The 23,420-nt window shown below is 62.1% G+C and carries 23 protein-coding genes and 2 pseudogenes; 7 read left to right on the plus strand and 18 right to left on the minus strand.

From position 1 onward, the window contains the following. Nucleotides 1-3: 3 nt before the first annotated feature. The 3 genes and pseudogenes from iolD to NKH89_RS28865 all read right to left on the minus strand — a co-directional run bounded on the left by iolD (nucleotide 4) and on the right by NKH89_RS28865 (nucleotide 4,747). Nucleotides 4-1,848: a 3D-(3,5/4)-trihydroxycyclohexane-1,2-dione acylhydrolase (decyclizing) gene (gene iolD / locus NKH89_RS28855; protein WP_352884838.1), complete on the minus strand. Its 1,845-nt coding sequence runs from the start codon at nucleotides 1,846-1,848 to the stop codon at nucleotides 4-6. Nucleotides 1,849-1,883: 35 nt separating this feature from the next. Next, nucleotides 1,884-3,818 (minus strand): bifunctional 5-dehydro-2-deoxygluconokinase/5-dehydro-2-deoxyphosphogluconate aldolase, encoded by a 1,935-nt coding sequence (locus NKH89_RS28860; RefSeq protein WP_352716528.1) that lies wholly within the window; start codon nucleotides 3,816-3,818, stop codon nucleotides 1,884-1,886. A 201-nt stretch (nucleotides 3,819-4,019) separates the two neighbouring features. Continuing rightward, nucleotides 4,020-4,747: pseudogene (locus NKH89_RS28865) on the minus strand (SDR family NAD(P)-dependent oxidoreductase). A gap of 137 nt (nucleotides 4,748-4,884) precedes the next feature. On the opposite strand from NKH89_RS28865, the gene NKH89_RS28870 reads away from it, so the two are divergent. After that, entirely contained in the window at nucleotides 4,885-5,778 is an 894-nt protein-coding gene (locus NKH89_RS28870) for an AraC family transcriptional regulator (RefSeq protein ID WP_352858114.1), read from the plus strand. Here the strand turns inward: NKH89_RS28870 and NKH89_RS28875 are convergent. After that, nucleotides 5,775-6,620, minus strand: a complete 846-nt coding sequence (locus NKH89_RS28875; RefSeq protein ID WP_352484502.1) for a MurR/RpiR family transcriptional regulator — start codon at nucleotides 6,618-6,620, stop codon at nucleotides 5,775-5,777. The two genes, NKH89_RS28870 and NKH89_RS28875, sit on opposite strands and share 4 nt — an antisense overlap. A gap of 153 nt (nucleotides 6,621-6,773) precedes the next feature. On the opposite strand from NKH89_RS28875, the gene NKH89_RS28880 reads away from it, so the two are divergent. Then, nucleotides 6,774-7,883: a Gfo/Idh/MocA family protein gene (locus NKH89_RS28880; RefSeq protein WP_023718239.1), complete on the plus strand. Its 1,110-nt coding sequence runs from the start codon at nucleotides 6,774-6,776 to the stop codon at nucleotides 7,881-7,883. A 209-nt stretch (nucleotides 7,884-8,092) separates the two neighbouring features. On the opposite strand, the gene NKH89_RS28885 is transcribed toward NKH89_RS28880, so the two are convergent. From NKH89_RS28885 to NKH89_RS28925, 9 genes are all read right to left on the minus strand, one after another. Next, nucleotides 8,093-9,184, minus strand: a complete 1,092-nt coding sequence (locus tag NKH89_RS28885; protein ID WP_352591241.1) for a 3-deoxy-7-phosphoheptulonate synthase — start codon at nucleotides 9,182-9,184, stop codon at nucleotides 8,093-8,095. 247 nt (nucleotides 9,185-9,431) lie between these two features. Further along, entirely contained in the window at nucleotides 9,432-9,854 is a 423-nt protein-coding gene (locus NKH89_RS28890; RefSeq protein ID WP_352591239.1) for a type II toxin-antitoxin system VapC family toxin, read from the minus strand. Next, complete coding sequence (locus NKH89_RS28895) at nucleotides 9,851-10,117, minus strand: type II toxin-antitoxin system Phd/YefM family antitoxin (protein ID WP_023718242.1); 267 nt, start codon at nucleotides 10,115-10,117, stop codon at nucleotides 9,851-9,853. Before NKH89_RS28895 ends, NKH89_RS28890 begins: the two co-directional genes overlap by 4 nt. Nucleotides 10,118-10,320: 203 nt before the next feature. After that, nucleotides 10,321-11,115 carry an SDR family oxidoreductase gene (locus NKH89_RS28900; protein ID WP_023718243.1) on the minus strand — a complete coding sequence of 265 codons (795 nt, stop codon included), beginning with the start codon at nucleotides 11,113-11,115 and terminating at the stop codon, nucleotides 10,321-10,323. A 23-nt stretch (nucleotides 11,116-11,138) separates the two neighbouring features. Next, entirely contained in the window at nucleotides 11,139-12,137 is a 999-nt protein-coding gene (gene iolG, locus NKH89_RS28905; RefSeq protein ID WP_023718244.1) for an inositol 2-dehydrogenase, read from the minus strand. Nucleotides 12,138-12,203: 66 nt separating this feature from the next. Further along, nucleotides 12,204-12,971 (minus strand): ATP-binding cassette domain-containing protein, encoded by a 768-nt coding sequence (locus tag NKH89_RS28910; protein WP_254815918.1) that lies wholly within the window; start codon nucleotides 12,969-12,971, stop codon nucleotides 12,204-12,206. Nucleotides 12,972-12,973: 2 nt separating this feature from the next. Beyond that, complete coding sequence (locus NKH89_RS28915; protein WP_352495260.1) at nucleotides 12,974-14,050, minus strand: ABC transporter permease; 1,077 nt, start codon at nucleotides 14,048-14,050, stop codon at nucleotides 12,974-12,976. Nucleotides 14,051-14,164: 114 nt separating this feature from the next. Beyond that, nucleotides 14,165-15,106 carry a sugar ABC transporter substrate-binding protein gene (locus tag NKH89_RS28920; RefSeq protein WP_023718247.1) on the minus strand — a complete coding sequence of 314 codons (942 nt, stop codon included), beginning with the start codon at nucleotides 15,104-15,106 and terminating at the stop codon, nucleotides 14,165-14,167. Between the two features lie 309 nt (nucleotides 15,107-15,415). After that, entirely contained in the window at nucleotides 15,416-16,447 is a 1,032-nt protein-coding gene (locus tag NKH89_RS28925) for a LacI family DNA-binding transcriptional regulator (RefSeq protein ID WP_023718248.1), read from the minus strand. A gap of 135 nt (nucleotides 16,448-16,582) precedes the next feature. Here NKH89_RS28925 and NKH89_RS28930 point away from each other — a divergent pair, with 135 nt between their 5' ends. The 4 genes from NKH89_RS28930 to NKH89_RS28945 all read left to right on the plus strand — a co-directional run bounded on the left by NKH89_RS28930 (nucleotide 16,583) and on the right by NKH89_RS28945 (nucleotide 19,898). Beyond that, nucleotides 16,583-17,713, plus strand: a complete 1,131-nt coding sequence (locus NKH89_RS28930) for a fatty acid desaturase family protein (RefSeq protein ID WP_051409640.1) — start codon at nucleotides 16,583-16,585, stop codon at nucleotides 17,711-17,713. Between the two features lie 40 nt (nucleotides 17,714-17,753). Beyond that, nucleotides 17,754-18,068 carry a MocE family 2Fe-2S type ferredoxin gene (locus tag NKH89_RS28935; RefSeq protein ID WP_023718250.1) on the plus strand — a complete coding sequence of 105 codons (315 nt, stop codon included), beginning with the start codon at nucleotides 17,754-17,756 and terminating at the stop codon, nucleotides 18,066-18,068. Between the two features lie 2 nt (nucleotides 18,069-18,070). After that, nucleotides 18,071-19,300 (plus strand): NAD(P)/FAD-dependent oxidoreductase, encoded by a 1,230-nt coding sequence (locus NKH89_RS28940; RefSeq protein WP_023718251.1) that lies wholly within the window; start codon nucleotides 18,071-18,073, stop codon nucleotides 19,298-19,300. 421 nt (nucleotides 19,301-19,721) lie between these two features. Next, nucleotides 19,722-19,898, plus strand: a complete 177-nt coding sequence (locus NKH89_RS28945) for a YjiS-like domain-containing protein (protein ID WP_352536444.1) — start codon at nucleotides 19,722-19,724, stop codon at nucleotides 19,896-19,898. Nucleotides 19,899-20,211: 313 nt separating this feature from the next. Here the strand turns inward: NKH89_RS28945 and NKH89_RS28950 are convergent, their stop codons facing one another. The 3 genes and pseudogenes from NKH89_RS28950 to NKH89_RS28960 form a co-directional block, all read right to left on the minus strand. Continuing rightward, nucleotides 20,212-20,859 (minus strand): DUF1579 family protein, encoded by a 648-nt coding sequence (locus NKH89_RS28950; RefSeq protein ID WP_352495258.1) that lies wholly within the window; start codon nucleotides 20,857-20,859, stop codon nucleotides 20,212-20,214. A 112-nt stretch (nucleotides 20,860-20,971) separates the two neighbouring features. After that, entirely contained in the window at nucleotides 20,972-21,715 is a 744-nt protein-coding gene (locus NKH89_RS28955) for an SDR family oxidoreductase (RefSeq protein WP_352495257.1), read from the minus strand. Further along, nucleotides 21,712-21,966: pseudogene (locus NKH89_RS28960) on the minus strand (putative quinol monooxygenase); the annotation flags it as partial. The pseudogene NKH89_RS28960 and the gene NKH89_RS28955, both read right to left, overlap by 4 nt. Nucleotides 21,967-22,001: 35 nt before the next feature. Between NKH89_RS28960 and NKH89_RS28965 the strand changes: the two are divergent. After that, entirely contained in the window at nucleotides 22,002-22,307 is a 306-nt protein-coding gene (locus NKH89_RS28965) for a hypothetical protein (RefSeq protein ID WP_352910798.1), read from the plus strand. Here the strand turns inward: NKH89_RS28965 and NKH89_RS28970 are convergent. Together NKH89_RS28970 and NKH89_RS28975 are read right to left on the minus strand one after the other, a co-directional pair. Continuing rightward, the gene (locus NKH89_RS28970; RefSeq protein WP_352910789.1) at nucleotides 22,264-22,524 is read right to left on the minus strand and encodes a helix-turn-helix domain-containing protein; all 261 of its coding nucleotides are present in this window, start codon (nucleotides 22,522-22,524) and stop codon (nucleotides 22,264-22,266) included. The two genes, NKH89_RS28965 and NKH89_RS28970, sit on opposite strands and share 44 nt — an antisense overlap. Further along, a complete protein-coding gene (locus NKH89_RS28975; protein WP_352910791.1) occupies nucleotides 22,409-23,275 on the minus strand; it encodes a cupin domain-containing protein in 867 nt (288 codons plus the stop codon). Before NKH89_RS28975 ends, NKH89_RS28970 begins: the two co-directional genes overlap by 116 nt. Between the last annotated feature and the right edge of the window lie 145 nt (nucleotides 23,276-23,420).

A 23,420-nucleotide genomic window follows, 5' to 3' on the forward strand; every position in this document is an offset into this window, starting at 1 on the left:
GCGTTAAAACCGCCGCCCGCTCAGCGCTTCCTCATATTTCTTGCGCGCCGCGTTCACTTGCGGCCGTGCCGAGACTTCCGGCACTGCGACATCCCACCAGCTTCCACCGGCCTCGGTCGAAGCCAGCGGGTCGGTGTCGATGACCAGCACGGTCGTTCGCGTATTCTTCTTCGCTTGCGCCAGGGCCGTTTCCAGCCCGGCGATCGACGCCACTTTTTCGGCAATCGCACCCATGCTTGCAGCATGCGCGGCGAAGTCGATCTCGGGCAAGGTCTCGTGACGAGCGTCCTTCAGCAAATTGTTGAAGTTGGCGCCGCCGGTCGCCATCTGCAGCCGGTTGATGCAGCCATAGCCGCGGTTGTCGAGCAGCACGATGGTCAGCTTGAGGCCGAGCATCACCGACGTAGCGACCTCGGAATTGAGCATCAGGTAGGAGCCGTCGCCGATCATCACCACAACCTCCTCGTCGGGCTTGGCCATCTTGACGCCAAGCCCGCCGGCGATTTCGTAGCCCATGGTCGAGAAGCCGTATTCGGCATGATAGGAGCCGGGCGCGCCCGCCTGCCATAGCTTGTGCAATTCGCCGGGCAAGCCGCCGGCGGCATGGAGCAGTACCACGCCGGAGCCCATGGCGCGCTGTACGGCGCCGATCACCTGCGCGTCGGACGGATAGGCGGCATTGGTCGACGCCGTCACCTTGCCGGCATCCGCCTGCCAGTCCTTCTTGCCGCTGATCGCATTGTCGGTCCAGCCAGAAGGAGCTTTCCAGCCTTTCAGCGCCGCACCGAGTTCGGCGAGCCCTTCAGCCGCATCGGCGACCAGCGGCAGCGCCTGGTGCTTTCCGGCATCGAAAGGCTGGACGTTGAGCCCGATCATGGTCTTGCCGGAATTCTTGAACAACGCCCAGGAGCCAGTGGTGAAATCCTGCAGCCTGGTGCCGACGGCAAGCACGACGTCGGCCTCTTCGGCCAGCCTGTTGGCAGCCGAAGTGCCGGTAACGCCGACCGCCGCCATGTTCAGCGGATGATCGTCGGGCAGCGAGGATTTGCCGCCTTGCGTCTCGCACACCGGAATGCCAGCGTCTTGCGCCAGCTTCGCCAATTCATCCGACGCTTGCGAATAGAGCACGCCACCGCCGGCAATCACCAATGGCTTCTTCGCGCTCTTCAGCGCCGCCACTGCAGCTGCTAACTCTTGGCGGTCCGGGCGCGCTCGCCGCTGGGTCCAGAGCCGCTCGGCAAAGAAACTCTCGGGATAATCATAGGCCTCGGCCTGCACGTCCTGGCACAGCGCCAGCGTTACCGGGCCACACTCAGCCGGATCGGTCAGCACCTGCATGGCGCGGTTGAGCGCCGGCATGATCTGCTCCGGCCGGGTGATGCGGTCGAAATAGCGCGACACCGGCCGGAGGCAGTCATTGACCGTCGCCGTACCGTCGGAAAAATCCTCGGCTTGCTGCAGGACGGGATCGGGAATGCGATTGGCGAAGACGTCGCCGGGCAGAAACAGGACAGGCAACCTGTTTACATGCGCAAGTGCTGCCGCCGTCACCATATTCAGCGCGCCAGGGCCGATCGAACTGGTCGCCGCCATGAAGCGGCGGCGGAAATTGGCCTTGGCATAGGCGATCGCCGCATGCGCCATCGCTTGCTCGTTATGGGCACGGAACGTCGGCAATTCGTCGCGGACCTGGTAGAGCGCCTCGCCGACGCCGGCGACATTGCCGTGGCCGAAGATTGCCCAGACGCCGCCGAAGATCGGCACTTTCTTGCCGTCGATCTCGGCCATCTGTTGGGCAAGAAAGCGGGTCAGCGCCTGCGCCATCGTCAGGCGGATTGTCTTGGTCATGTCGTTTTCCTCCGCAGTCCTTATGCCGCGCCTTCTTATGCTGCTTTGCGGCCGCGCACGGCAAGCCATGCCTCGGTCAGCCTCTCGAAGCGCGACGCCATGTCGGCAACCGCCTCATCGTCCGACATCTTGCCGGCAAGCCATTGTTCGGCCGCGTTGATGAAGATGGTACGGCCGACAGCGAAACCCTTGACGATGGGCGCCTTGGCGGTGGCGGCGAAGGCCGCTTCCAATTCGTCCTGCGGTGCTTCCAAACCCAGCAGTACAATCCCGCGGCACCACGGATCGTTCTTCAGGATCACCGCCTCGATCTTTGCCCATGCGCCGGTCGATGCCTGCGGTTCGAGCTTCCACCAGTCGGGCTTGATGCCGAGTGCGTAGAGTTCCTCAAGCGCCCGCGGGATGGTCATGTCGTCGAGCTTGCCGTGCTTGCCGGCGATGATCTCGACCAGAAGTTCTCTCCCCACTTTCCGCGCGGCCTCGAACAAAGCGCGCAGTTTCTGCTGCTGTTCGCTCTTCAGCGCCGCGGGATCGTCGGGATGATAGAAGCACAGGCATTTGATGCAGTGGTCGACCGGCCATTCGGTCAGTTGCGAGCCTATGTCTTGCGAGAACTCGAAGCGAAGCGGCCGCGAACCCGGCAACTCGACCGGCCGGCCGAGCCAGGCGAAGGAATGGTGGGCGAATTCGAACATCGCCTCGCGCCCGTATTTTTCGTCGAGCAGCATGCCATAGCCGCCGCGGCCAGCCGCGACCTTTGCCGCAGCCTTGACCGTCAGCACCTTGAAAGCCGGGATTCGCGACGGATCGGCGCCGGCCTTTGCCGCGACGTCCTCCAGCTGGACGCGGTGGTCGCAGGCGAACGCCATCAGAGAGGGGATGTCGCGCCGGCGCGTGGTCGCCCAATGGATGTGGTTGATCGCCTCGTCCTTGCGCAGCGCCAGATGCTTGCTGCCGTTTTTCAGGAAGAACTGCAATTCCTCGAAAGTCGGGTATTCAGGTGCGCAGAGCAGCCGCGATACGGCAAAGGCGCCGCAGGCATTGGCCCAGGTCGCGGCCGTCGCCAGGCTTTCCTCGCCGAGCCAGCCGCGCAGGAAGCCCGACATGAAAGCGTCGCCGGCGCCGAGCACATTGTAGACCTCGATCGGAAACCCCTTGCCGACGATACCGTCCTCGAGATCGTCGCTGATCGGCCCGTCATAGACGATGCAGCCCATGGCACCGCGCTTCAGCACTATGGTCGCCGTCGACAGCGAGCGGATGGTTTTCAGCGCGCTCAGGCAATCGTCTGCGCCGGAGGCGATCATGATCTCCTCTTCGGTGCCGACGATGAGATCGCAGTCGGGCAGCACCGTCTTCAACTGCGCCGAGACGCGGTCGGATTTCACATAGCGCTCGAAGCCTTCGGCATGGCCGGCGAGGCCCCACAGGTTAGGGCGGTAGTCGATGTCGAACACCACCTTGCCGCCCTTGGCCTTCATGACACGGATCGCCTTGCGTTGCGCGGCGTCGCTGTTGGGCCGTGAAAAATGCGTGCCGGTGACGACGACCGCGCGTGCTGAAGCAATGAAGGCCTCATCGATATCGTCTTCCGAAAGCGCCATGTCGGCGCAATCGCTGCGATAGAAGATCATCGGCGAGACGCCCTCATCCTCGACCGACAGCAGCACCAGGGCGGTCAGCCGCTCCGGATCGGTCTTGAGGCCTTGGACCGAAACGCCCTCGCGGGTCAGCTGCTCGCGGATGAAGCGGCCCATCTGCTCATTGCCGACGCGGGTGAGCAACGCCGAGCGCAGGCCGAGCCTGGCAGTGCCGACCGCGATATTGGCTGGACAGCCGCCGACCGACTTGGCAAGCGAAGTAATGTCCTCGAGGCGCGAGCCGATCTGCTGGCCATAGAGATCGACGGAAGCGCGGCCGATCGTGATGATGTCGAGCGGCGCATGTCTCGCTTCCACGGCTTCGCCCATTCGAACCTCCCATCGGCTTTGTTGTCTTGGGTAACACGCGCGAGCGGCAGCGTGGCGCCGGTAATATGAAATAATAATTCCAATCCATAGTCAATATGGAACGAGCATTCCCAAGGCCGAAAAGTGCTCTGCAAAGGCCGGCGCGGTGAGAAACTTTGAAGTCAGACGAACGTCAAGCGTCTGCCGCTGAAACCAGCTGATTTACCAAGGAAGCGGGCCGTCATCGTTGAAGTACCCGGCGGTCGGGCCATTGGCGTCCAGGGTCGCCAGGTGAATGACGATCTCGGCTGCCTGCTGCACCGTGCGCTGACCTTTATACCCGTTGAGATCGGTGGCGGTATAGCCGGGCGCCGCGGCGTTGACCTTGATGCCCTGGAGCGCGAGCTCCCTGGCGAAGCCCACGGTGATGGCGTTCAAGGCTGTCTTGGAGCTGCCGTAGCCCATCATATTGACGGCGTGATTCGCGGTGGCGGGATCGAGCGCCCGGCCGATGGACCCGGTGGAGCTGCTCACCATCACGATACGGGCAGCAGGTGCTGCCAGCAGCAGCGGCAGGAATGCCTGTGTCACGCGGATCGGGCCGAAGACATTGACGTCGTAGGTGGCCTGGATGTCGGCGATCCGCTGCTGGCTCGGCGGCAGGTCGTAATTGATGGCGACGCCGGCGTGTTCACCAGCACGTCAAGGCAGGGGCTGGCCTGCCCGAGCGCCTTGGCTGCCGCCTTCACACTGTCATCCCTCGTGACGTCCAGCTCAAGCCACTCTGCGTCGAGGCCTTCCGCGCACAATGCCTGCGCCGCCGCCATGCCGCGTTCGGCGCTCCTGGCGCCGAGCCAGACCTTGAAGCCCATGGTCGCCAGTCGCCGGGCGATTTCGCGGCCTATACCCTTGTTGGCGCCGGTCACCAGCGCGGTCTTCGAAGTCGTCATTTCGGTGTCTCCATTTTTCTTGTGGAAGACCCACAAATGGCGCGAGGCAGCGGGCGCCGCGCGCCGGAAATTCTCAGGCTCTTGCCTAATCCTCTCACGCTGTTGCGCGGCCAGCGTGAATGCGCGATGCTGGCGCAATGAACGAGGCGCTGCAGGAGTTGATCGAGATCGCCGGCCGCCATGCGCGCGGGCGACGAACAAGAACGGCGGTTCCCCGCGTTTCGATCGGCTGCAGCGAAGTCGCCACGGCACCATTGCCGGGTGTGTGGGGGTCGGGGATCTTATTCGTATTGCAGGGCGCAAAGACGGTCCTGATCGGCTCCCGGGCTCTTCGTTACAAGCCGGCCAGCTATTTCATCTACACTGTCGAGACGCCCACTATCAGCCAGATAGTCGAAGCGAGCGCGGCGTGTCCTTATCTGGCCATTGGCTTGACCCTTGACCTGAAAGCCGTCGCCGCGCTCCTCGTCGAGCACGCGCCAGCCCTCGGTGGCGACAGTTTCTTCTCCACCACTCCCGTTGATGACGATCTGCTCGACGCGTTGCGTCGAATGATGCGGTTGCTTGACCGGCCAGCGGAGATTCCCGTGCTCGCGACCATGCTCGAGCGGGAGATGCTGTTTCGGCTCCTGCAAGGCCCCCAGGGCGGAAAGCTTCGTGAACTTGCGCGCGCCGATGGCCATCTGTCCCGGATCGGCAGGGCGATCGCCTGGATCCGTTCGCACCCCCATCAGCCGGTCCGGGTCGGCGATCTTGCCGAGATCGCCCATATGAGCAGTGCTGCGTTTTATCGTCACTTCAAGGCGGCGACGGCCATGAGCCCAATCCAGTATCAAAAGCAAATCCGCTTGCTGGAAGCCCGCCATCTGCTGATTGCTCAGCCGGGCAACGTGGCGCGTGTCGCCTTCGCTGTCGGCTATGAGAGTGCTTCCCAGTTCAGCCGGGAGTATGCCCGCCAGTTCGGGTCGCCGCCTGCCCGCGACGCAGCGCGGCTTTTGGCAGAAGGCGAAACGGCAATAGAGGTGATCTAGGCCTTGCGCTTGCGGCCGCTATCGCGCCGCTTCTCGCCGACGGCAACGGTCAGCGCCATGGCCAAAGCCATCGTCGCCGACAGCGAGCGGAAGCCGGCGAAATCGGCCTCGGCGACCTCGAACCAGACCCTGGCGAATTGGGCGAGCGGCGAAAAAGAGCTGTCGGTGATCGCCACGATCGGCACGCCTTGCTCCGAAATGACGCGCGCCTCCTCGATGGTGGCAGGGGCATAGGGCGAAAAGCTGATGGCGATGACGGCATCCCTTGGAGAGGCAAAGCCGATCATCTCCGCGTTCAGGCCGGCGGCCGATTCGATCAGCTGGTTGCGGATCTTGAGCTTGCCCAACGCATAGGCGATATAGGAGGCGACCGGGTAGGAGCGCCGCTTGGCCAGCACATAAATGGTTTCCGCCTTGGCCAGAACGGCGATTGCGTCTTCGAAATGGTCTTCATTCAGCGTGCGCGAAATGTCGTTGAGCGAGGTGCTGGCTGCGGCGACGAAACCGTCGAAAATCGCCCGGTGGCCGGCGCCTTCCTCGGCCTTGGCGCGCAATGCCGCCAGCCTTTCATCGTAGGACGAGTTGCGCTCGCGCAGGCGCTCGCGAAACACCAGCTGCAGGCTGGTGAAACCGTCAAAGCCAAGCTGCTGGGCAAAGCGGATCAGGGTCGAAGGCTGAACACCGGCGGAGGCGGCGATGCTGGCAGCGGTGCCGAAGGCGATATCGTCGGGGTTGTCGAGCGCATAGGCGGCGATCTGGGCGATACGTTTCGGCAGGCTCTGACGCCGCTCCAGGATCGTCGCCCGCAGCGTTTCGAAATCGCGCGGCACCCGTTCGTCCATCGTCGCTCCGCCCAGGCTCATCGTCGGTTCCCTCTGTGCCCCATCATAGCGGACCTGTGCAAGAACACCATAAAAAATGAGACAAGCGTTCCATTTGCAAACAAAATGGACTAATTCATCCACACAAAATTTTGCACACAGGGAGGCAAGCGGATGGTCGGGGTAGGTCTTATCGGCACGGGCTTCATGGGCAAGTGCCACGCCATTGCCTGGAACGCGGTCGGCACCGTCTTTCCCGATGTCGACAAGCCAAGGCTGGTCCATCTGGGCGAGGTCAACGAGGACCTTGCCAAACGCCGTGCCAGCGAATTCGGCTTCGCCAAGGCCTCCGGCGACTGGCGCGCAGTCGTCGACGATCCCGACGTCGATGTCATCTCGTTGACTACGCCGAACCAGTTCCACCCGGAAATGGCCATCGCCATCCTCGAAGCCGGCAAGCATCTGTGGTGTGAAAAACCGATGGCGCCAAGTTTTGCGGAGGCGCAAGCGATGGCTGCGGCCGCGCGGAAATCCGGCAAGGTTGCCGCGCTGGGCTATAACTATATTCAGAACCCGGCGATCCGCCATATCGGCGCGCTGCTCGACGAGAAGATCATCGGCGAGGTCAACCATCTGCGTATCGAGATGGACGAGGACTTCATGGCCGATCCGGAGGCGCTGTTCTTCTGGAAGCACGAGGCGGCGTCCGGTTACGGCGCGCTCGACGATTTCGCCGTGCATCCGCTGTCGCTCATAGCGGTACTGTTCGGCCGCGTCGCCCGAGTCATGTGCGACATGGCCAGGCCCTATGCCGAACGCCGCGTCGCCTCGGGCGGGCGCCGCGCCGTCGAGACCTATGACATCGCCAGCATCCTGATGCATCTCGAAAACGGCATTGCCGGCACGTTGCTGGTCAACCGTTCGGCCTGGGGCCGCAAGGGCCGGATCGCCATCCAGATTTTTGGTTCGAAGGGCTCGATCCTGTACGACCAGGAGCGGATGAACGAGTTCCAGCTCTATCTGACAGCCGACCGACCGACGGAGCAAGGCTATCGGACAGTCCTGGTTGCCCCGCACCACAGGCCTTACGACGCCTTCCTGCCGGCGCCCGGCCACGGCCTTGGCTTTAATGACCTCAAGATCATCGAATGCCGGGAACTGTTGACGCGGCTTGCCGGCAAGCCGGCGCGGATCATCGACTTCGACGAAGGCCTGGAGATCGAGCGCACGGTGCACGCGATGGCGCGCTCGTTCGCGGAACAGCGCTGGATCGCTGTGCGGTAGTAAGCCCGGCGCTGGCTTCCCCTTCTCCCCTTGAGGGTGAAGGTGGCCGAGCGAAGCTCGGTCGGATGAGGGGTGTTGGAGTCGCTACAGCGAAGAAATAAGCGCTTAAAATCCCTCAATATTTTACGCCGAGTTTCTTCCAGCACCCTCATCCGGCTCGGCGCTGCGTGCCGATCCACCTTCTCCCACAAGGGGAGAAGGAGAAGTGCTCAGGCGGCGCCTGAACGGCTTGATATCATGCTTCGGCGCACCGACCGGCGCCGCTCGACGGCGTCGGCAAGGCCGTGAAGCACCGTCTCGGTGGCTGCCCAGTCGATGCAGCCATCGGTGATGCTCTGGCCATAGACGAGCGGCTTGCCCGGCACGACGTCCTGCCGGCCGGCGACGAGGTTGCTCTCGATCATGACGCCGATGATGCGCTCGTCGCCTGCCGCGACCTGGCCAGCCACGTCAGCCGCCACCCCTGGCTGGTTTTCCGGCTTCTTGCTGCTGTTGGCGTGGCTGACATCGATCATCAGCCGCGGCGCCACGCCGATCCGGCCGAGTTCCGCGCAGGCAGCCGCGACGCTTGTTGCGTCATAATTGGGCTGAATGCCGCCGCGCAGGATGACGTGGCAGTCCTCGTTGCCGGTGGTCGTCGCGATGGCGCTGCGTCCGCCCTTCGTCACCGCCATGAAATGATGCGGTTGGGCGGCCGATTTCACCGCCTCGGCGGCGATCCGCAGATTGCCGTCAGTGCCGTTCTTGAAGCCGACCGGGCAGGACAGGCCCGATGCCAGTTCGCGATGGATCTGGCTCTCGGTCGTGCGCGCGCCGATCGCGCCCCAGGCGACGAGGTCGGCGATATATTGCGGGGTGGCCATGTCGAGGAATTCGATCGCCGCCGGCAGGCCGAGATTGTTGACGGCGGCGAGCACGTTGCGGGCCATCCGCAGCCCCTTGTCGATGTTGAAGCTGCCGTCCAGGTCGGGATCGTTGATCAGGCCCTTCCAGCCGACCGTCGTGCGCGGCTTCTCGAAATACACCCGCATCACGATCTCCAGCCGGTCCGACAGGCTCTCTCGCAGCGATGCCAAGCGGCTGGCATAGTCTACGGCAGCGGCCGGGTCGTGGATCGAACAGGGGCCGACGACGACCACCAGCCGGTCGTCGGTGCCGGTCAGCACGGCATGGATAGCATTGCGTGACGCGGCAACGGTCCGCGTCGCCGTCAGTGTGCGCGGTATCTCCCGCATCACCTCGTCCGGCGTACTCAATTCCCTTATTTCCTTGACCCGAAGATCGTCTGTGGTGGTCAACACGGCTTTCTGCTCCTGATTGGGAGACCTGCCGGCTGAAACAAAAAAGCCGCCAGGTCTGGCGGCTGTTCGGATCTTGCTGCTGCAATCTTCAGATCGAGCGCAATCCTCCCGCCGCCAGCGAGCTGCTAAAGTACCAATAGGTGGCGGTCAGGTTGATCATGAGGCTCATATAGTCGAAGCCGAGGCGATTGTCACGTGTCTGATGATGCTACTGACGTAGTGGCCCAGCATGCAGCGCCGAGCGGGTTCATGCAGTCCAGGGATCGACGAGTTCAATTCCGAAGTCTTCGAAATCCTTCGTGTTACGCGTTGCCAAGGTGAGTTCCTGCGCAATCGCCGTGGCTGCAATCAGGCCGTCCATCGACGACAGACCGCGACCGCGGCGCTTCGCAAGGCCCATCAGGTCGCCCCACGCCAAGGCAACCGGTTCGTCCACCGGAAGAACTCTCTGCTCGAAGCGCTGCGGCAGGTCCCGTGCGAGCCATTCGGCCAGTGCCTCGCGTTTCCGGCCCTCGTCCATGAGGGCGACGCCGCGCCGGATCTCCGCGATCGACACGACGCTAATGAATGAGCGGTCCTCATCAAGCCCGCCCAGCCAGTCCAGAACGCGCACATCCGGCGCCGGCCTTGTCACCTCGGACAGGACATTCGTATCGAGCAGAAGCCTCACAGCGGCAGATCACGCGGTTCGTCGCGCTGGCGCTCAAGGTTGAGATCGGCGCCGCGCAGCGGCGACTCCAGCAGGAACTCCGCAAGCGTACCCTTGCGCGCGGTCTTCCGCTGCCATTCCTCGGCCGAGACGACAACCACGCTTGGCTTACCGTTTCTGGTGATCGTCTGCGGCGAAGATTGCGCGCGCTCGATAACCTCCGAGAGCCGGGCCTTTGCCCCAGCGACCGTCCAGTTAGTATCCTCTCTGGGCGCAGACGGCATTTCGACCTCCCATGACCATTCTGACTATCTTGACTATCTTGACTATATGGGAATGGCGATACGGCGGCAACAGGGAAGGAGAGGGTTTCAGAGCCCGTGTGCCTGAGTGAGGTCGATCGGAACCGATTATGCCGGCTTTGATATTTTGGGCATCTCGGCCACTTATGGCAAACTGCTTCTGACGCAAGGCTACACGGCTGATCCTATTCCGGTGACGCCCCCGCGATGCTCTGGTCGTAGTCGACCAGCGACCCAGTCATGACGCCGGACTGCGGGCTGATCATATAGCTGATCAATCGGGCAAGTTGCGCCGGCTTCACCAATTGGCCCATCGGCTGCGCGGCCTCGGCTTTTTCAAGCCAGTCGTCCGGCGCGTCATGCCATTTCTTCTGCACGATTGCCTCGCCCTCGGTGTCCATCCAGCCGGGCAGCACCGCGTTGCAGCGGATGCGATTGCCGCGATGGGCATTGGCGACATTCTTGGTCAGCGTCGCCAGCGCTCCCTTGCTCGATGAATAGGGCGCCAGGAACGACTGGCCGCAATGCGCCGACATCGACAGTACGTTGACGATCGAGCCCGGTGCCTGGCGCGCCAGCAGATGCGCCACCACGCCCTGCATCAGAAAAAACGGGCCGCGCACATTGGTCTGGAATATCTGGTCGAATAGATCCTCAGAGGTCTCGACCAGTGAGCCGCGAGCCGAGGTGGCGGCGGCGTTGACCAGCGCGTTGACGGTGCCGCAATGGCCAATCGCCGTTTCGACCGCACGCTTGCAGTCGGCGACTTTGGCGACATCGGCGCTGATGAAGATGGCATCGACGCCTGCCCCCTTGAGGATGGCGACAGCCTTGTCGCCCTTCTCCTTCGAGCGGCCGATCAGCGCTAGCGCCCGGCAGCCCTCATCGGCCAGCGCTTCGGCGACGGCAAAGCCGATGCCTTGTGCGCCGCCGGTGACGATGGCGCGTGTTTCGGAATTGCGACCGGCTGAACCGTTCATCGCCTTGCTCCTGTGCTTGATAGTCAGATTGTTTTGTCGAGGCGGACGGTCTTGCCTTCCTTGGCCGATTTCAGCGCCGCATCTGCCAGCCTGAGCGCCACCAGCCCGTCCTTGCCGCTCGGCGCCGCCTTCTTGCCTGACGTCGCTGCCGCGATGAAGGCAGCGATCTCGTTGGCATAAGCGTCGAGATAACGAGTCATGAAGAAATCGTGCAGCGGCGGCCGCGTATAGCCTTTCTCATTGGCGAGTTCGATCGACACCGGCCGCTGGTTCTCGGCCGCAATCATGCCTTTCGAGCCATGCACCTCGATGCGTTGGTCGTAGCCATAGGTGGCTCGGCGCGAGTTGGAGATGACGCATTGCTTGCCGGAGGCAGTTTCGAGGATGACGCTGACGCTGTCGAAGTCGCCGGCCTCGCCGATCTTTTTGTCGACCAGCACCGAAGCGTGCGCGCTGACCGCCACCGGCTCCTCGCCGAGCAGGAAGCGCGCCATGTCGAAATCATGGATGGTCATGTCGCGGAAGATGCCGCCCGAGCGGCCGATATAGTCGAGCGGCGGTGGACCGGGATCGCGCGAGGTGATGGTCACCATTTCGACTGTGCCAATCGCACCGTCGTCGATCGCCTTGCGCACGGCGGCAAAATGCGGATCGAAGCGGCGGTTGAAGCCGACCATCAGGGTGGCGCCGGCCTTGTCGACGACGGCCAGGCATTGTTCCACCCTGCCGGCGTCGAGATCGATCGGCTTCTCGCAGAAGATCGCCTTGCCCGCCCTGGCGAAGCGTTCGATCAGATCGGCATGGGTGTCGGTCGGCGTGCAGATGACGACCGCATCGATATCGCTGGCAGTTTCGATGGCATCGATGCTGCGCACTTCGGCGCCATAGGCAGAGGCCAAATCGGTCGCCGCCTTCTCGAAGGCGTCGGCAACCGCAACCAGCCTGGCCTGCGGGTTGGAGCCCACCGCACGGGCGTGGACCTTGCCGATACGGCCGGCACCGAGAAGAGCAAAGCGAAGCATGAAGAATTTCCTTTGAGAATGGTTGGAAAGAGAAGGCGTGTCAGCCCCCGTAACACGACGTTGGCCTTACGCCGCAAGTTCCGCCTGCCCGGTCTTGGCGCCGGTGATGTAGGAGACGATATCGTTGCCATCGGTATCTTGCTTGCGCAAATTGGCGACGATGCGGCCGCGCCGGAAAACGACGATGCGGTCGACCAGATCGAACACCTGACGCATGTTGTGAGAGATCAGGATCAGCGGCTCGCCATTTTCCTTCAGCGTGCGGATGATGTTTTCGACCTGCATCGTCTCCTGCACGCCGAGCGCCGCCGTCGGCTCATCCATGATGATGAGCTTGGAAGCAAAGGTCGCGGTTCTGGCAATCGCCACGCACTGGCGCTGGCCGCCCGACATGTGGCGGATGGTGTTGGAAAGGTTGGGGATCTTGACCGCTGTGCGGACCAGGGCTGCTTCGGTCGCCTTGCGCATGAACTTGCGGTCGAGGATCGAGAAGGGCCCAAGATTGAACAGCACTCTTTCACGGCCGAGGAACAGGTTCGACGGCACGTCGAGGTCGTCGGCGAGCGCTAGGTTCTGGAACACCGTCTCGATGCCCGCCTCGCGGGCTTCGATCGGCCCGGCGAAATTCACTTCCTTGCCGTCGAACCACATCCTGCCGCTGGTTCGCTGCTCGACGCCGGTGATCTGGCGCACGAAGGTCGATTTGCCGGCACCGTTGTCGCCCATGATGGCGACATGCTCGCCCTTGCGCAGCTCGAAGTTGGCACCCTCCAGCGCATGGACGCCGCCATAATACTTGGTCAGGTTTTCGGTTTTCAGGACGATGTCCGACATGATCAAGCCCTCATTGCCCGCAGGCGTTGGCGCCACTGGTCGAGAACGACTGCGCCGACGATGATCACGCCCTTGACCATCTCCTGATAATAGGCGTCGAGGCGCAAAAAGGTGAAGCCGGAGATGATGACGCCGAAGATCAGCGAGCCGATCACCGTCCCGATAATCGAGCCGCGGCCGCCCGACAGCGACACGCCACCGATGACCGCCATGGCGATCGCATCGAGCTCGTACATCACACCCATGCCGGCCTGGGCAGTGAGATTCTTCGAGCTCAACACCACGGCGGCGAGCGCGGCAAGGATGCCGGCAATGACGTAGACGAGGATCTTGTGGTTGGCGATGTTGATGCCGGACATGCGCGCGGCATCCTCATTGGAGCCGATTGCATAACAGTGCTTGCCATATTTGGTGTAGCTCAGGATCAGCTGGAACAGCACCGCCAGCGAAATGAAAATGATGACCGGCATCAGCCCCTTGCCGATGGCGGCGAAACTCTCGGTCGGAAACGAGATCGGCTGCCCCTTCGACCACCATTTGGCGATGCCGCGCGCGGTGACCATCATGCCAAGCGTGGCGATGAACGGCGGGATGCGCGTGTAGGCGATCAAGGCACCGTTGACCAGGCCGGCCAGCAGGCCGCAGCCGATTGCGACGAGCACCGGCACGATCACCGGCAGGTCGGTCCAGCCCTGGGCAATGAACATCGCCTTGGGGTTCGGGTTGCCGTTGACCGTCGCCACTTGGGCGAAGCTCATGGCTATCATCGCCGTGGCGCCGACGATCGAACCCGAGGACAGGTCGATGCCGCCGGTAATGATCACCTGCGTCACGCCGATGGCAATGATACCGACGATCGACACCTGCAGGATGATGATCTGCAGGCGCGCTTCGTTGAAGATCGCATCGATATTGTCGCGGGTATTGAACAGGAAGCTGTCGCCCAGGAAAACCCGGCCGATCAGCTCGAAAGCGCCGACCAGGATGACGAGCGCCAGGAAGACGTTGAATTCGGCCGGCCATGCGCGCCGCTTCGCATCATAGCTGAGCCCGCCGACGCCGTGAGATGTCTGTGCCAATCGTGCTTCCTCCGTCAGCCACGGTCTCCACCCGGCGCTGTTCAGGCCGAGGGGGAAAAAGCGGAGCGGCGCTGTCTTACTTTGGCGCGCCGCTCCGTATCGGACAGGTCCGCCTCAGTTCTTCTTCAGGAACTTGTCGATATTTGCCGGCGTGACCAGCTGGAACGGGATGTAGACCTTGTGCTCGACCTTCTCGCCCTTCGCTAGCTTGAGCGCAGCATCAAGCGCGCCAGCGCCCTGGCCGGCTGCGTCCTGGAACACCGTCGCATCGAGGTCGCCCGCCTGCATCGCCGCTAGCGCGTCCTGGGTAGCGTCGACGCCGCCGACGACAACCGACTTCATGTCGATATTGGCGGCCTTCATCGCCTGGATAGCGCCGATGGCGCTCTCGTCATTGTTGGCGATGACGCCGTCGAACGGCTTGCCGGTCGACAGCCAGTTGGTCATCAGGTTCTGCGCTTCTTCGCGCTTCCAGTTCGACGTCTGCTTGTCGATGATCTTGATGAAGCTGCAATCCGGCGTGGCAATCACATCATCGATGTCCTTGGTGCGCTGCACCGCGGCCTGGTTCGACAGCTCGCCCATGATCACATAGACATTGGCCTCTTTCTTGCCGGCTTCCTTGAACAGGCGGCAGACCTCCTTGGTCTCGAGCGTGCCAGAATCGGCTTCGTTCGAGGCGACGAAAGCCTGGTTTTCCGGCAGCGTGTCGACGTTGACCGGCTCGCGATTGACATAGACCAGCGGAATTTTGGCAGCGGCGGCTGCGTCCGACATCGCTTGGGTGGCCGAGGTGTCGACCGGGTTGACGATGATTGCGTCGACGCCCGAGGCGGCGAAGTTCTTGATCTGGTCGAGCTGCTTGGCGACGTCGTTCTGCGCGTCTTCCACCTGCAGCTCGACGCCGTCCATGCCCTTGGCCTGCTCGATCATGCCGTTGCGCAGCACGGTGAGAAAATTGTCGTCGAACAACGCCATCGACACGCCGATCTTGGCAGCAAAGGCGGACGAACTCATTAGCGCCGCGAACGCGACGCCCAAAAGCAGTTTTTTCATTTTATTTCTCCTCCACATTGGTGTCCGGCTGCACCGATCTACCCGGAATCCCCGATCTCGCAGGGAATTCTCTCCCGATTGCCATTTTAGTTCCGGAAGGCATTTGCCTGAAACAGATCTTCCGGAACGAAAGAACCAAAATGCTCAGTTGGTGAAATATTTATTCCATTTCGCGTGGGCGTCAAGCGAGATTTCGCCATGAGGAATGGATTTTCGGCATTTCGAGCTCTTTTAGACGAACGCTCAGGCAAGCCGGGCCTGAAAGCGTTCTGATAGATTACATCATGTCTGCCGCCAATGACCGCGACGTCAGATGTTTTCCGGCAGATAAATGTCGAAGGGCAGAAAGGTCTGACCCGGCGCATTCGCGGCGCCGGTCTCGATGGCATGCGCCATCAGCCCGACAAGCTCGCGGCAAAGCGCTGCCAGAGGCGTCGAGATCACCATCGTCAGGAAATTATCCGCCAGCGCCGCGCGGGAGTCAGGCGTGATCTCGTTGCAGACGACCGCTGGCATCTCTGCCGGCTTTGCCTCCCTCAGCGCCGAGATCGCGCCTTCCATGCCGCCACCGGCGACATAGCAGCCGGCAAGATCGGGGTGGCGGGCCAGAAGCTCGATCATTGCATCATGCGTGATCTGGTTCGCTTCCAGATTGACCAACGTCTCAAGGAGAGTGAATTCCGGCGCTTGCTCGCGAAAAAAGGAGCGAAAACCGATCTCGCGAAGCTCGTGGCCGTGGAAGCGATGGCTGCCGACGAAGAGGGCGACCTTGCCAGGTCTCTTCGCGGCCTTCGAGATCATCCAGGCAGCGGTGCGGCCAACCTTGCGATTGTCGAGGCCGACATAGCCCTCGCGAATGCCGGACGCAAAGTCGGAAAGCAGGGAGAACACCGGTACGCCGTTGGCTTTGAGCGCCTCGACGGCCACCGTCAGCGTCGGGTGATCAGGCCCGACCAAGGCGACGGCCCTGGATTTGGCTGCCAGCTTGCGCATCCGCTCGACGATCTCATCCGGCGCCAGCGAATCGGCGAAGTCGATGGTCGCCACGCCTCGAAAGCGCGGCGACTGCGATACTGCCAGTTCAAGTTCGCGGGCAAATTCGCTGTAGAAGACGTCTTCCCGCCGCAACAGCAGAAATCCGAGGCGATACTCCGGCAATTCATGGCGCATCCGCTGCTTGATCAATCCGGCCGCGTGATAGCCGATGCTGGTCGCGGCGTCATAGACGCGGCGCGCGGTTTCCTCGCGCACCGGCAAGCGGTTGTTCAGCACCCGGTCGACGGTGGCAACGCTGACCCCCGAAATGCGTGCCAGGTCGGTGATCGTCGGCCGTTTCGCCATCGCTGCCTCGCTCCAACTATCCGACTCTTTTAAACCATTCTGATGGAAAATGATAGAAACTATCTTTGTGATATTGAGTCTATCAGCGCTCGGCGTTATTTTGAACACTGACCGAATATGATCGAGGCCTCCGCCATGGTGGATATTGGACTCCAAACCGGGAACACAACCTCAGCAGCAGCGTCCCAACGCGACTACAGCCTGGTCGGCCGCGACGCGAAGCTTGCCGTCGAGAGCGGGCTGGCGGCGGCCGAGTGGTATCACACCGACGTGCCGCGCAAGCAGATGAAGGAGCTGATGCAGCGCTCCGACGGCCCGGCGATCCGCGATACCATCATCTGGCTCGGCGCCATGATCCTCAGCGGCGCGGGCGCCGCCTTGTTCTGGGGCAGCTGGTGGTGCGTGCCGTTCTTCTTCGTCTATGGCGTCCTCTACGGTTCCTCCACCGATTCACGCTGGCACGAATGCGGCCACGGCACCGCCTTCAGGACGCAGTGGATGAACGACGTGGTCTATCAGATCGCCTGCTTCATGATCATGCGCAACCCGGTGACCTGGCGCTGGAGCCACACGCGCCACCATACCGATACCATCATCGTCGGCCGCGATCCGGAGATCTCGGTCATGCGCCCGCCCGATCTGCTGCGCGTCGTGCTCAATTTCGTCGGCATTCTCGATGCCTGGCATGCGATGAGCGACATGCTGCGCAATGCGGCCGGCATCATCAGTCCGGCCGAAAGAACCTTCATTCCCGACCAGGAGCAGCCGAAGGCAATCCGCATTGCTCGCATCTGGACGGCGATCTATGCCGCGACGGTCGCGCTGGCGCTTCTTACCGGCTCGTTCCTGCCGCTGATGCTGGTCGGGCTGCCCAGGCTTTACGGTGCCTGGCATCATGTCATGGTCGGCCTGCTGCAGCATGGCGGCCTGGCTGAAAACGTCACCGATCACCGGCTGAACAGCCGCACCGTCTACATGAACCCGATAAGCCGTTTCATCTACTGGAACATGAACTACCACGTCGAGCATCACATGTTCCCCATGGTGCCCTACCATGCGCTGCCCAGGCTGCATGAGCTGATCAAGCACGATCTGCCGGCGCCGACACCGTCCATCCTGGCCGGCTATCGCGAGATGATACCGGCTTTCCTGCGCCAGCTGCGCAATGAGGATTATTTCATCAAGCGCGAACTGCCGCCGACGGCGAGGCCCTATCGCGAGGATTTCCACAACGATAACGCTGCTGTTGCGGTGGCTGCTGAATGACAAGCCTACGCCGGGGCACCAAGAATCGGGGAAGGCGCAAATGAGCGACTGGGTCGAGGCTTGTGACGCCGAGGACATCGACGAGGAGGATGTGATGCGGTTCGACCATGGCGGTCGCACCTTCGCCATCTACCGCAGCCCCGAGGACGGGTATTTCGCCACCGACGGGCTTTGCACGCATGAGAAGGTGCATCTGGCCGACGGGCTGGTGATGGACGATATCATCGAATGCCCGAAGCATAATGGCCGCTTCAATTACAAGACTGGGGCTGCCAGGGGCGCGCCGGTCTGCGTCGATCTCAGGACCTATCCGGTCAAAGTCGACGCCGGCAAAGTCCTTGTCCGGATCGGTTGATGATGACGAAGGGAATGGTCATCATTGGCGCCGGCGAATGCGGCGGGCGCGCCGCCCTTGCGCTGCGCGAGCTCGGCTATGATGGCCCGGTGACGTTGGTCGGCGACGAGCCGCATCTGCCCTATGAGCGGCCACCGCTGTCGAAAGACGCGATGGTCGCCGACGCGCCCCTGATCAAGGCGATCGCCAGTGAGGCGGTCCTGGCCGAAAGATCGATCAGGCATATCCATTCGGTTCAGGCGATGGCGATCGACCGCGTGGCGCATGTCGTGCGCCTGTCGGACGGCTCGGTCCTGGCCTACGACAAGCTCCTGCTGGCGACAGGGTCGCTGCCGCGCAAGCTGCCGATTCCGGGCCTTGGCGGGCGCTGCGTCTATCTGCGGACCTTCAACGACGCACTGGCCATTCGCGCTCATCTCAGCGCCGGAAATCGCGTCGCCATCATCGGCGGCGGCTTCATCGGTCTCGAGCTCGCCACGGCGGCACGCAGGCTCGGCGCCACTGTTGCCGTTATCGAGGCGCAGCCGCGCATTCTGATGCGCGGAGTGCCGGCCGAGATCGCGCAGGTTATCCATCAGGCGCATGAAGCCGAAGGCGTAAAAATCCTGTGCGGCGAGGGCATCGACGCCATTGCCGATGACGGCGCCGAAGTGCGCATCGTGCTTGCCGGTGGACACGACATTGTCGCCGATCTTGCCGTGATCGGCATCGGCGCCGTGCCGGTGACCGGACTTGCCGCGGAGGCAGGGCTGACGATTGACAATGGTATCGCCGTCGACGCCGAGCTTCGCACCAGCGACCCCGACATCTTTGCCGCCGGCGATTGCTGCTCGTTTCCGCTCGCCATCTATGGCGGCCGGCGAGTGCGGCTGGAAGCCTGGCGCAATGCGCAGGAGCAGGGCGCGCTTGCGGCCAGGAACATGCTTGGCGCCGGCGAGGCCCACGCGGCGGTGCCATGGTTCTGGTCGGATCAGTACGGCCTGACCTTGCAGATCGCCGGCCTGTCGGACGAAGGCCGCAGCATTGTGCGTCGCGAGCTCGGCGACGGCGCCTTCATCCTGTTCCATCTCGCCGAGGACGGCAGGCTGGTTGCGGCAAGTGGCATCGGCCCCGGCAACGCGGTCGCCCGCGACATAAGGCTGGCCGAGATGCTGATCGCGAAAAGGGCAAAGCCGGCGCCGGAAGCGCTAGGCTCGCAAACGATCAAGCTGAAGTCGCTGCTGGCGACATGAGCCAGCGCGGGTTCCAGAGCCATTTGAAAGAACTTGCGGAGCGCTTGCCGTTCTGGTGGTGACAATCCTGCACCTGATGGCGGGAGACGACCCTGAGCGGTCGTTCCTGCCCGCGATGGAAACGTCTCATGAGGGTTGGAACGGGGTCGTTCGCGCGACTTTGCGCCGAAAGGTTGCCATGAGGCGAATGATCCGATCTCGATCCCAGATGTCAGCTAAGCGCTTGCCGTCACGGCCGAGACGACCCCTTCCAGCCAACCGAGTTTCAGATGTAACCGAATTTCCTCCTTCTGAAATCGCAGCGCGACCCTCTCTCCTCAGTAGACGGGCTGACCACAGCCCGCCGCCCTGCCCGTATACGGCCGGGGCTCTGTGAAAAGAGGCTATCATGACGCCTCCAGTCCAGTGTGTTCTCCGTGTTATGCACCTGGTCATCGCCCGATCCCTTAGGGCCGCAGCGCAACGGCGTGAGCTGGCTCAACTTAGCGACCGCCAGCTACGCGATGCCGGAATCGATCCCGCATTGGCAGGCCGTGGCAAGGCGGCCGCCGTCGATAGAACCAGCCTGCTTCGACTGCCGACCCTGTCGTCCGGCTGAGCGAGTTGATAGAGGAGCTAGCGATGGCCGGTCTCTGCACCGCGATCGGCGCAGAAGTCGGAGAGGTGTGCCTGCTCGGGGCAATGTTCGCTGGACTGATCCTCATCTCAGCTCCGAGAACGCGCTTCGTTCAGAGTCCGATCTCTGACTTGCCGGGCGCTCAGCGTCCGGTCGTCTTTCAAAGCAGTTCCAGGCGCCGAACTGGACGCTTTGAGATCGTCGGAACTGAACTCGACCTTCCCGGCATATCCCGGCCGAGCGATGGAACCCGCGCAAGCTACTTACAACGTCCGAGCCACCCTTGAGCGATCGCTCACGCCTTCAGTCGCGTATAGACGGCGCGCGTTGCCAGTGTTTCTTGCTGTCCGGGACGCGTGAAATAGAGCTCAATGATGTGGCGATCGTTGTTCTCGATTTTGATTACAGTGCGCATGCCGACCTGCTTGCCGACTGTTTCTTCGCCCGCCACGCCCTGGTCGGTAAAGGTGCCGGACATGCTGATCGGCCTTTGATCCCCCGAATTAGGGACGCCTTTAAAATACATCATGGTTGTGTTGACAGGATCGATCGTGACCCACTCGTAACGTCCGTCCATGATGCTGTAGCCGAGCCATCCTTTGCGCCAGACCGGCGCTCCATCCAGCGTTCCCTCCATTATGTCTTCGATGTAACGGCCGCCCGCCAACCACTGACGATGGCTAATGAGATCGTCCGTCACGAGCGGCGGCTGATCGGGGCTACGGCCGAGTGTGCCGTAGAAGCTCATCTGGACGCGCCAGGTGCCGATCATTGGCGCCAGGACCTCATGCCCCGGGCCCGGCAATCCACGGCGAAGCCAATTCGGCAACTCCGACTGGGTCGGGGGCTCGGCTGCAGCCGAGCTGCCTTGAGCCAATGCGCCGAAAGGAATGGGGAGGACGAACGCAACGACGAATAGGGCAACGTGTAGTGTCTTGATCATACTTTATCTCCAGCTCATCGCTCGCCCGGGAATTGCTATGACGCGCTCAGTTGGGGCAATCGTTGCGAATTTTGTCGGGTGAACTCGTGGATACTCATCTCATACCTCTCCGTCATTCGATGCTGACCAGCGTTTCACCACCGGAAACTTCGATAACGGCGCCGGTCACGAAGTCATTGGCCATCAGGAAAAGTGCGGCCTTGCCGATATCGTCGATTTTTCCGACGCGTCCTGCCGGGAAGCGCTGACGCACCAGCGCGAAAAACGCCGCGCGCTTCGCCTGCGGCATGCCGGCCCACATTTCGCTGTCTATGACGCCTGGTCGGATTGTGTTGACGCGGATCGGACCGAGTTCGAGCGCAAGGGCTCGCGTCAGCGCCTCCAGACCAGCAAAGGCGACCATCATCATCGATGCGCCCATGCGAGGCTTGGTCACCAAGCCACCGGTCGTGAATGTGATCGAACCACCTTTCGGCATCCTAGGCGCTGCGTGCCGCGCGCAAGACCAACTGCCCAAGAGCTTGCCGTGCAGAACGGCCTGCGCGTTGGCCATCGTCTGGGAGAGGAAGGGACCTCCCGGACTCGGCGGGGTCGCGGTGATGAGAAGGTGGTCGAGCGTCCCTAGTGTTTCGAACATTTGCTCGACCGCTGTATCATCGGTCATGTCCAGCGACTGGAACGTGATCGAACCGTGGACCCTTTGCTCTGCAACCATTCTCGCTGAAGGGCGCCGCCCGAGCGCAATGACGTCGGCGCCTGCTTGACAGGCTGCGCGGGCCGCACCCATGCCCATGCCGCTTGTCCCGCCGACGATCACGACACGCTGATTCGAAAGAGACTGCTCGTCACCGTTCATCCTGGATCTCTGCCGCTGGCATACGGACTCAGCATCTCCAGCCACTGCGTCTCCATGTCGCCCGGTTCGAGCTCACCAGCATCTACGACGAAGCTCTGGACATAGGCTTCGCCGAAGTGGCTCTTGAGTGCATCGATACTGCGCCAGACCTCGTAGATAACGATGAGATCGGGGTCGGTCCGATCTCGATGGATGTGGAATTGAAGACAGCTGGCTTCCGATCTCGTCGCTTGGAGATCTTTAAGCATACGGGCGACAAGCGCGGAGCCTTGGCGGGAGTGGCGCGATGCTTAGCGATAACGCAATAGGGCGTGTCTTCGCCAGCGGTTGGTCGAGGAAGATCAGGCAACGTCAGCGCCATGTGGTACTCCTGCCGGAACGGCCGACCGAAGTGGTTGCGGCCATTGAAATTGGCAGATGCTGGTATGGCGTTGCTATGGCAGAAACGACTGAATATTTGACCGTTTGTCGCGCGTATTTTCCGTATTACACGCGGTCGCAACAGGAGCGTATCTGCGGCTGGTCGAAACAGCCTCGCATGAACCCGATCAGGATTCTGTTCCGCTCACACGCAGCCCTGAATCTCGGATAGCGCCGGGTGAGACACCCATGAAGCGTTTGAACGCCCTGCTGAAGGACGCATCGGACTCATATCCCAACTCCGATGCGATCTGTGACTGCGACATATATCCGTTACGCAACCAGGATGCCGCCAGCCGAAGCCTCCATTGCAGGAGATAGCGGGCGGGGGATACCGACAACAGGCTCTTGAACCGCTGCGAGAACCTCGATCGCGACAGCCCGGACAATGCAGCCAGGCGATCGACTGGCCAGTCTTCCCCAGGGGAGCGATGGATTCTTGCAAGCGCCGACCCGATTTGTGGATCCTGCACGGCCGCCAGCCAACCAGTCAGATCGTCGGAACATGTCTCGACCCGAGGTTCTGATTACTTGCGTCATGACAATATCGGCAAGGCGCGCCATTATCGTTGCCGAGCCGATTCTTTGCCCTTCAGCCTCGCGCGCCATCATCGCAATGAGGCTTGGTAGGTCAGTATCGCCATGCTCGGCATGCCGGATGTGCATCACAGAAGGTAGCAGTTCCAGCAGCGGATTTGCTGTCGGGCCCTCAAAGCCGATCGTACAGCATGCGATCAACGATCGCGCGCCGCCGCCGCCAGACTTCAACTCGTAAGTTCCGTTCCCGATCAACGCTGGTTTGACATCGGCGAGCGGCAAGGTTCGCCGTTTTGGCCGATCGGACATAGTGTGCTCTGTTCCGTGGGGAAGAAGAAGCACATCGCCGTTTTCGAGCAGCAGCGGCGGCAAGCCCTTGGCTTGTATCCAGCAATGACCCTCGAGCATCGCATGAAAACGTACACCCTCCCTGAACGGCACGGCGATGCCCCAGGGCGCCGTCAACTCGCTGCGGCCATATCTCGCATGGGCAAGGCGTAGATCGCGCAGCACCTCGCTCAACAAATCATTCTCGGCCGGCTGGTAGCCCATCGTTGCACGCCCTAAACCGGGCCGATCAATGGACCTAAGCGGATCACTCATCTGCACTCCTTTGCCCCAACTTCGCATACGCTTATGCATCCCGTTACCTCTCTTAGTAGGCAACCGAACGGAGACCTATTACGGATCCAGATTCCGCAAGAGATCTGACAATGGAAATGGGATTCTGCTGGCGGCGTTCGCTTAG

The sequence above is a fragment of the Mesorhizobium sp. M0923 genome (assembly GCF_040319365.1).
Lineage (GTDB): Bacteria > Pseudomonadota > Alphaproteobacteria > Rhizobiales > Rhizobiaceae > Mesorhizobium.

Coding starts and splice junctions, on each gene's coding strand:
- iolD (WP_352884838.1), bottom strand. CDS start 1,848: ATGACCAAGACAATCCGCCTGACGATGGCGCAGGCGCTGACCCGCTTT.
- NKH89_RS28860 (WP_352716528.1), bottom strand. CDS start 3,818: ATGGGCGAAGCCGTGGAAGCGAGACATGCGCCGCTCGACATCATCACG.
- NKH89_RS28870 (WP_352858114.1), top strand. CDS start 4,885: ATGAACGAGGCGCTGCAGGAGTTGATCGAGATCGCCGGCCGCCATGCG.
- NKH89_RS28875 (WP_352484502.1), bottom strand. CDS start 6,620: ATGGACGAACGGGTGCCGCGCGATTTCGAAACGCTGCGGGCGACGATC.
- NKH89_RS28880 (WP_023718239.1), top strand. CDS start 6,774: ATGGTCGGGGTAGGTCTTATCGGCACGGGCTTCATGGGCAAGTGCCAC.
- NKH89_RS28895 (WP_023718242.1), bottom strand. CDS start 10,117: ATGCCGTCTGCGCCCAGAGAGGATACTAACTGGACGGTCGCTGGGGCA.
- NKH89_RS28900 (WP_023718243.1), bottom strand. CDS start 11,115: ATGAACGGTTCAGCCGGTCGCAATTCCGAAACACGCGCCATCGTCACC.
- iolG (WP_023718244.1), bottom strand. CDS start 12,137: ATGCTTCGCTTTGCTCTTCTCGGTGCCGGCCGTATCGGCAAGGTCCAC.
- NKH89_RS28910 (WP_254815918.1), bottom strand. CDS start 12,971: ATGTCGGACATCGTCCTGAAAACCGAAAACCTGACCAAGTATTATGGC.
- NKH89_RS28920 (WP_023718247.1), bottom strand. CDS start 15,106: ATGAAAAAACTGCTTTTGGGCGTCGCGTTCGCGGCGCTAATGAGTTCG.
- NKH89_RS28925 (WP_023718248.1), bottom strand. CDS start 16,447: ATGGCGAAACGGCCGACGATCACCGACCTGGCACGCATTTCGGGGGTC.
- NKH89_RS28930 (WP_051409640.1), top strand. CDS start 16,583: ATGGTGGATATTGGACTCCAAACCGGGAACACAACCTCAGCAGCAGCG.
- NKH89_RS28935 (WP_023718250.1), top strand. CDS start 17,754: ATGAGCGACTGGGTCGAGGCTTGTGACGCCGAGGACATCGACGAGGAG.
- NKH89_RS28940 (WP_023718251.1), top strand. CDS start 18,071: ATGACGAAGGGAATGGTCATCATTGGCGCCGGCGAATGCGGCGGGCGC.
- NKH89_RS28945 (WP_352536444.1), top strand. CDS start 19,722: ATGCACCTGGTCATCGCCCGATCCCTTAGGGCCGCAGCGCAACGGCGT.
- NKH89_RS28950 (WP_352495258.1), bottom strand. CDS start 20,859: ATGATCAAGACACTACACGTTGCCCTATTCGTCGTTGCGTTCGTCCTC.
- NKH89_RS28955 (WP_352495257.1), bottom strand. CDS start 21,715: ATGAACGGTGACGAGCAGTCTCTTTCGAATCAGCGTGTCGTGATCGTC.
- NKH89_RS28965 (WP_352910798.1), top strand. CDS start 22,002: ATGCTTAGCGATAACGCAATAGGGCGTGTCTTCGCCAGCGGTTGGTCG.
- NKH89_RS28975 (WP_352910791.1), bottom strand. CDS start 23,275: ATGAGTGATCCGCTTAGGTCCATTGATCGGCCCGGTTTAGGGCGTGCA.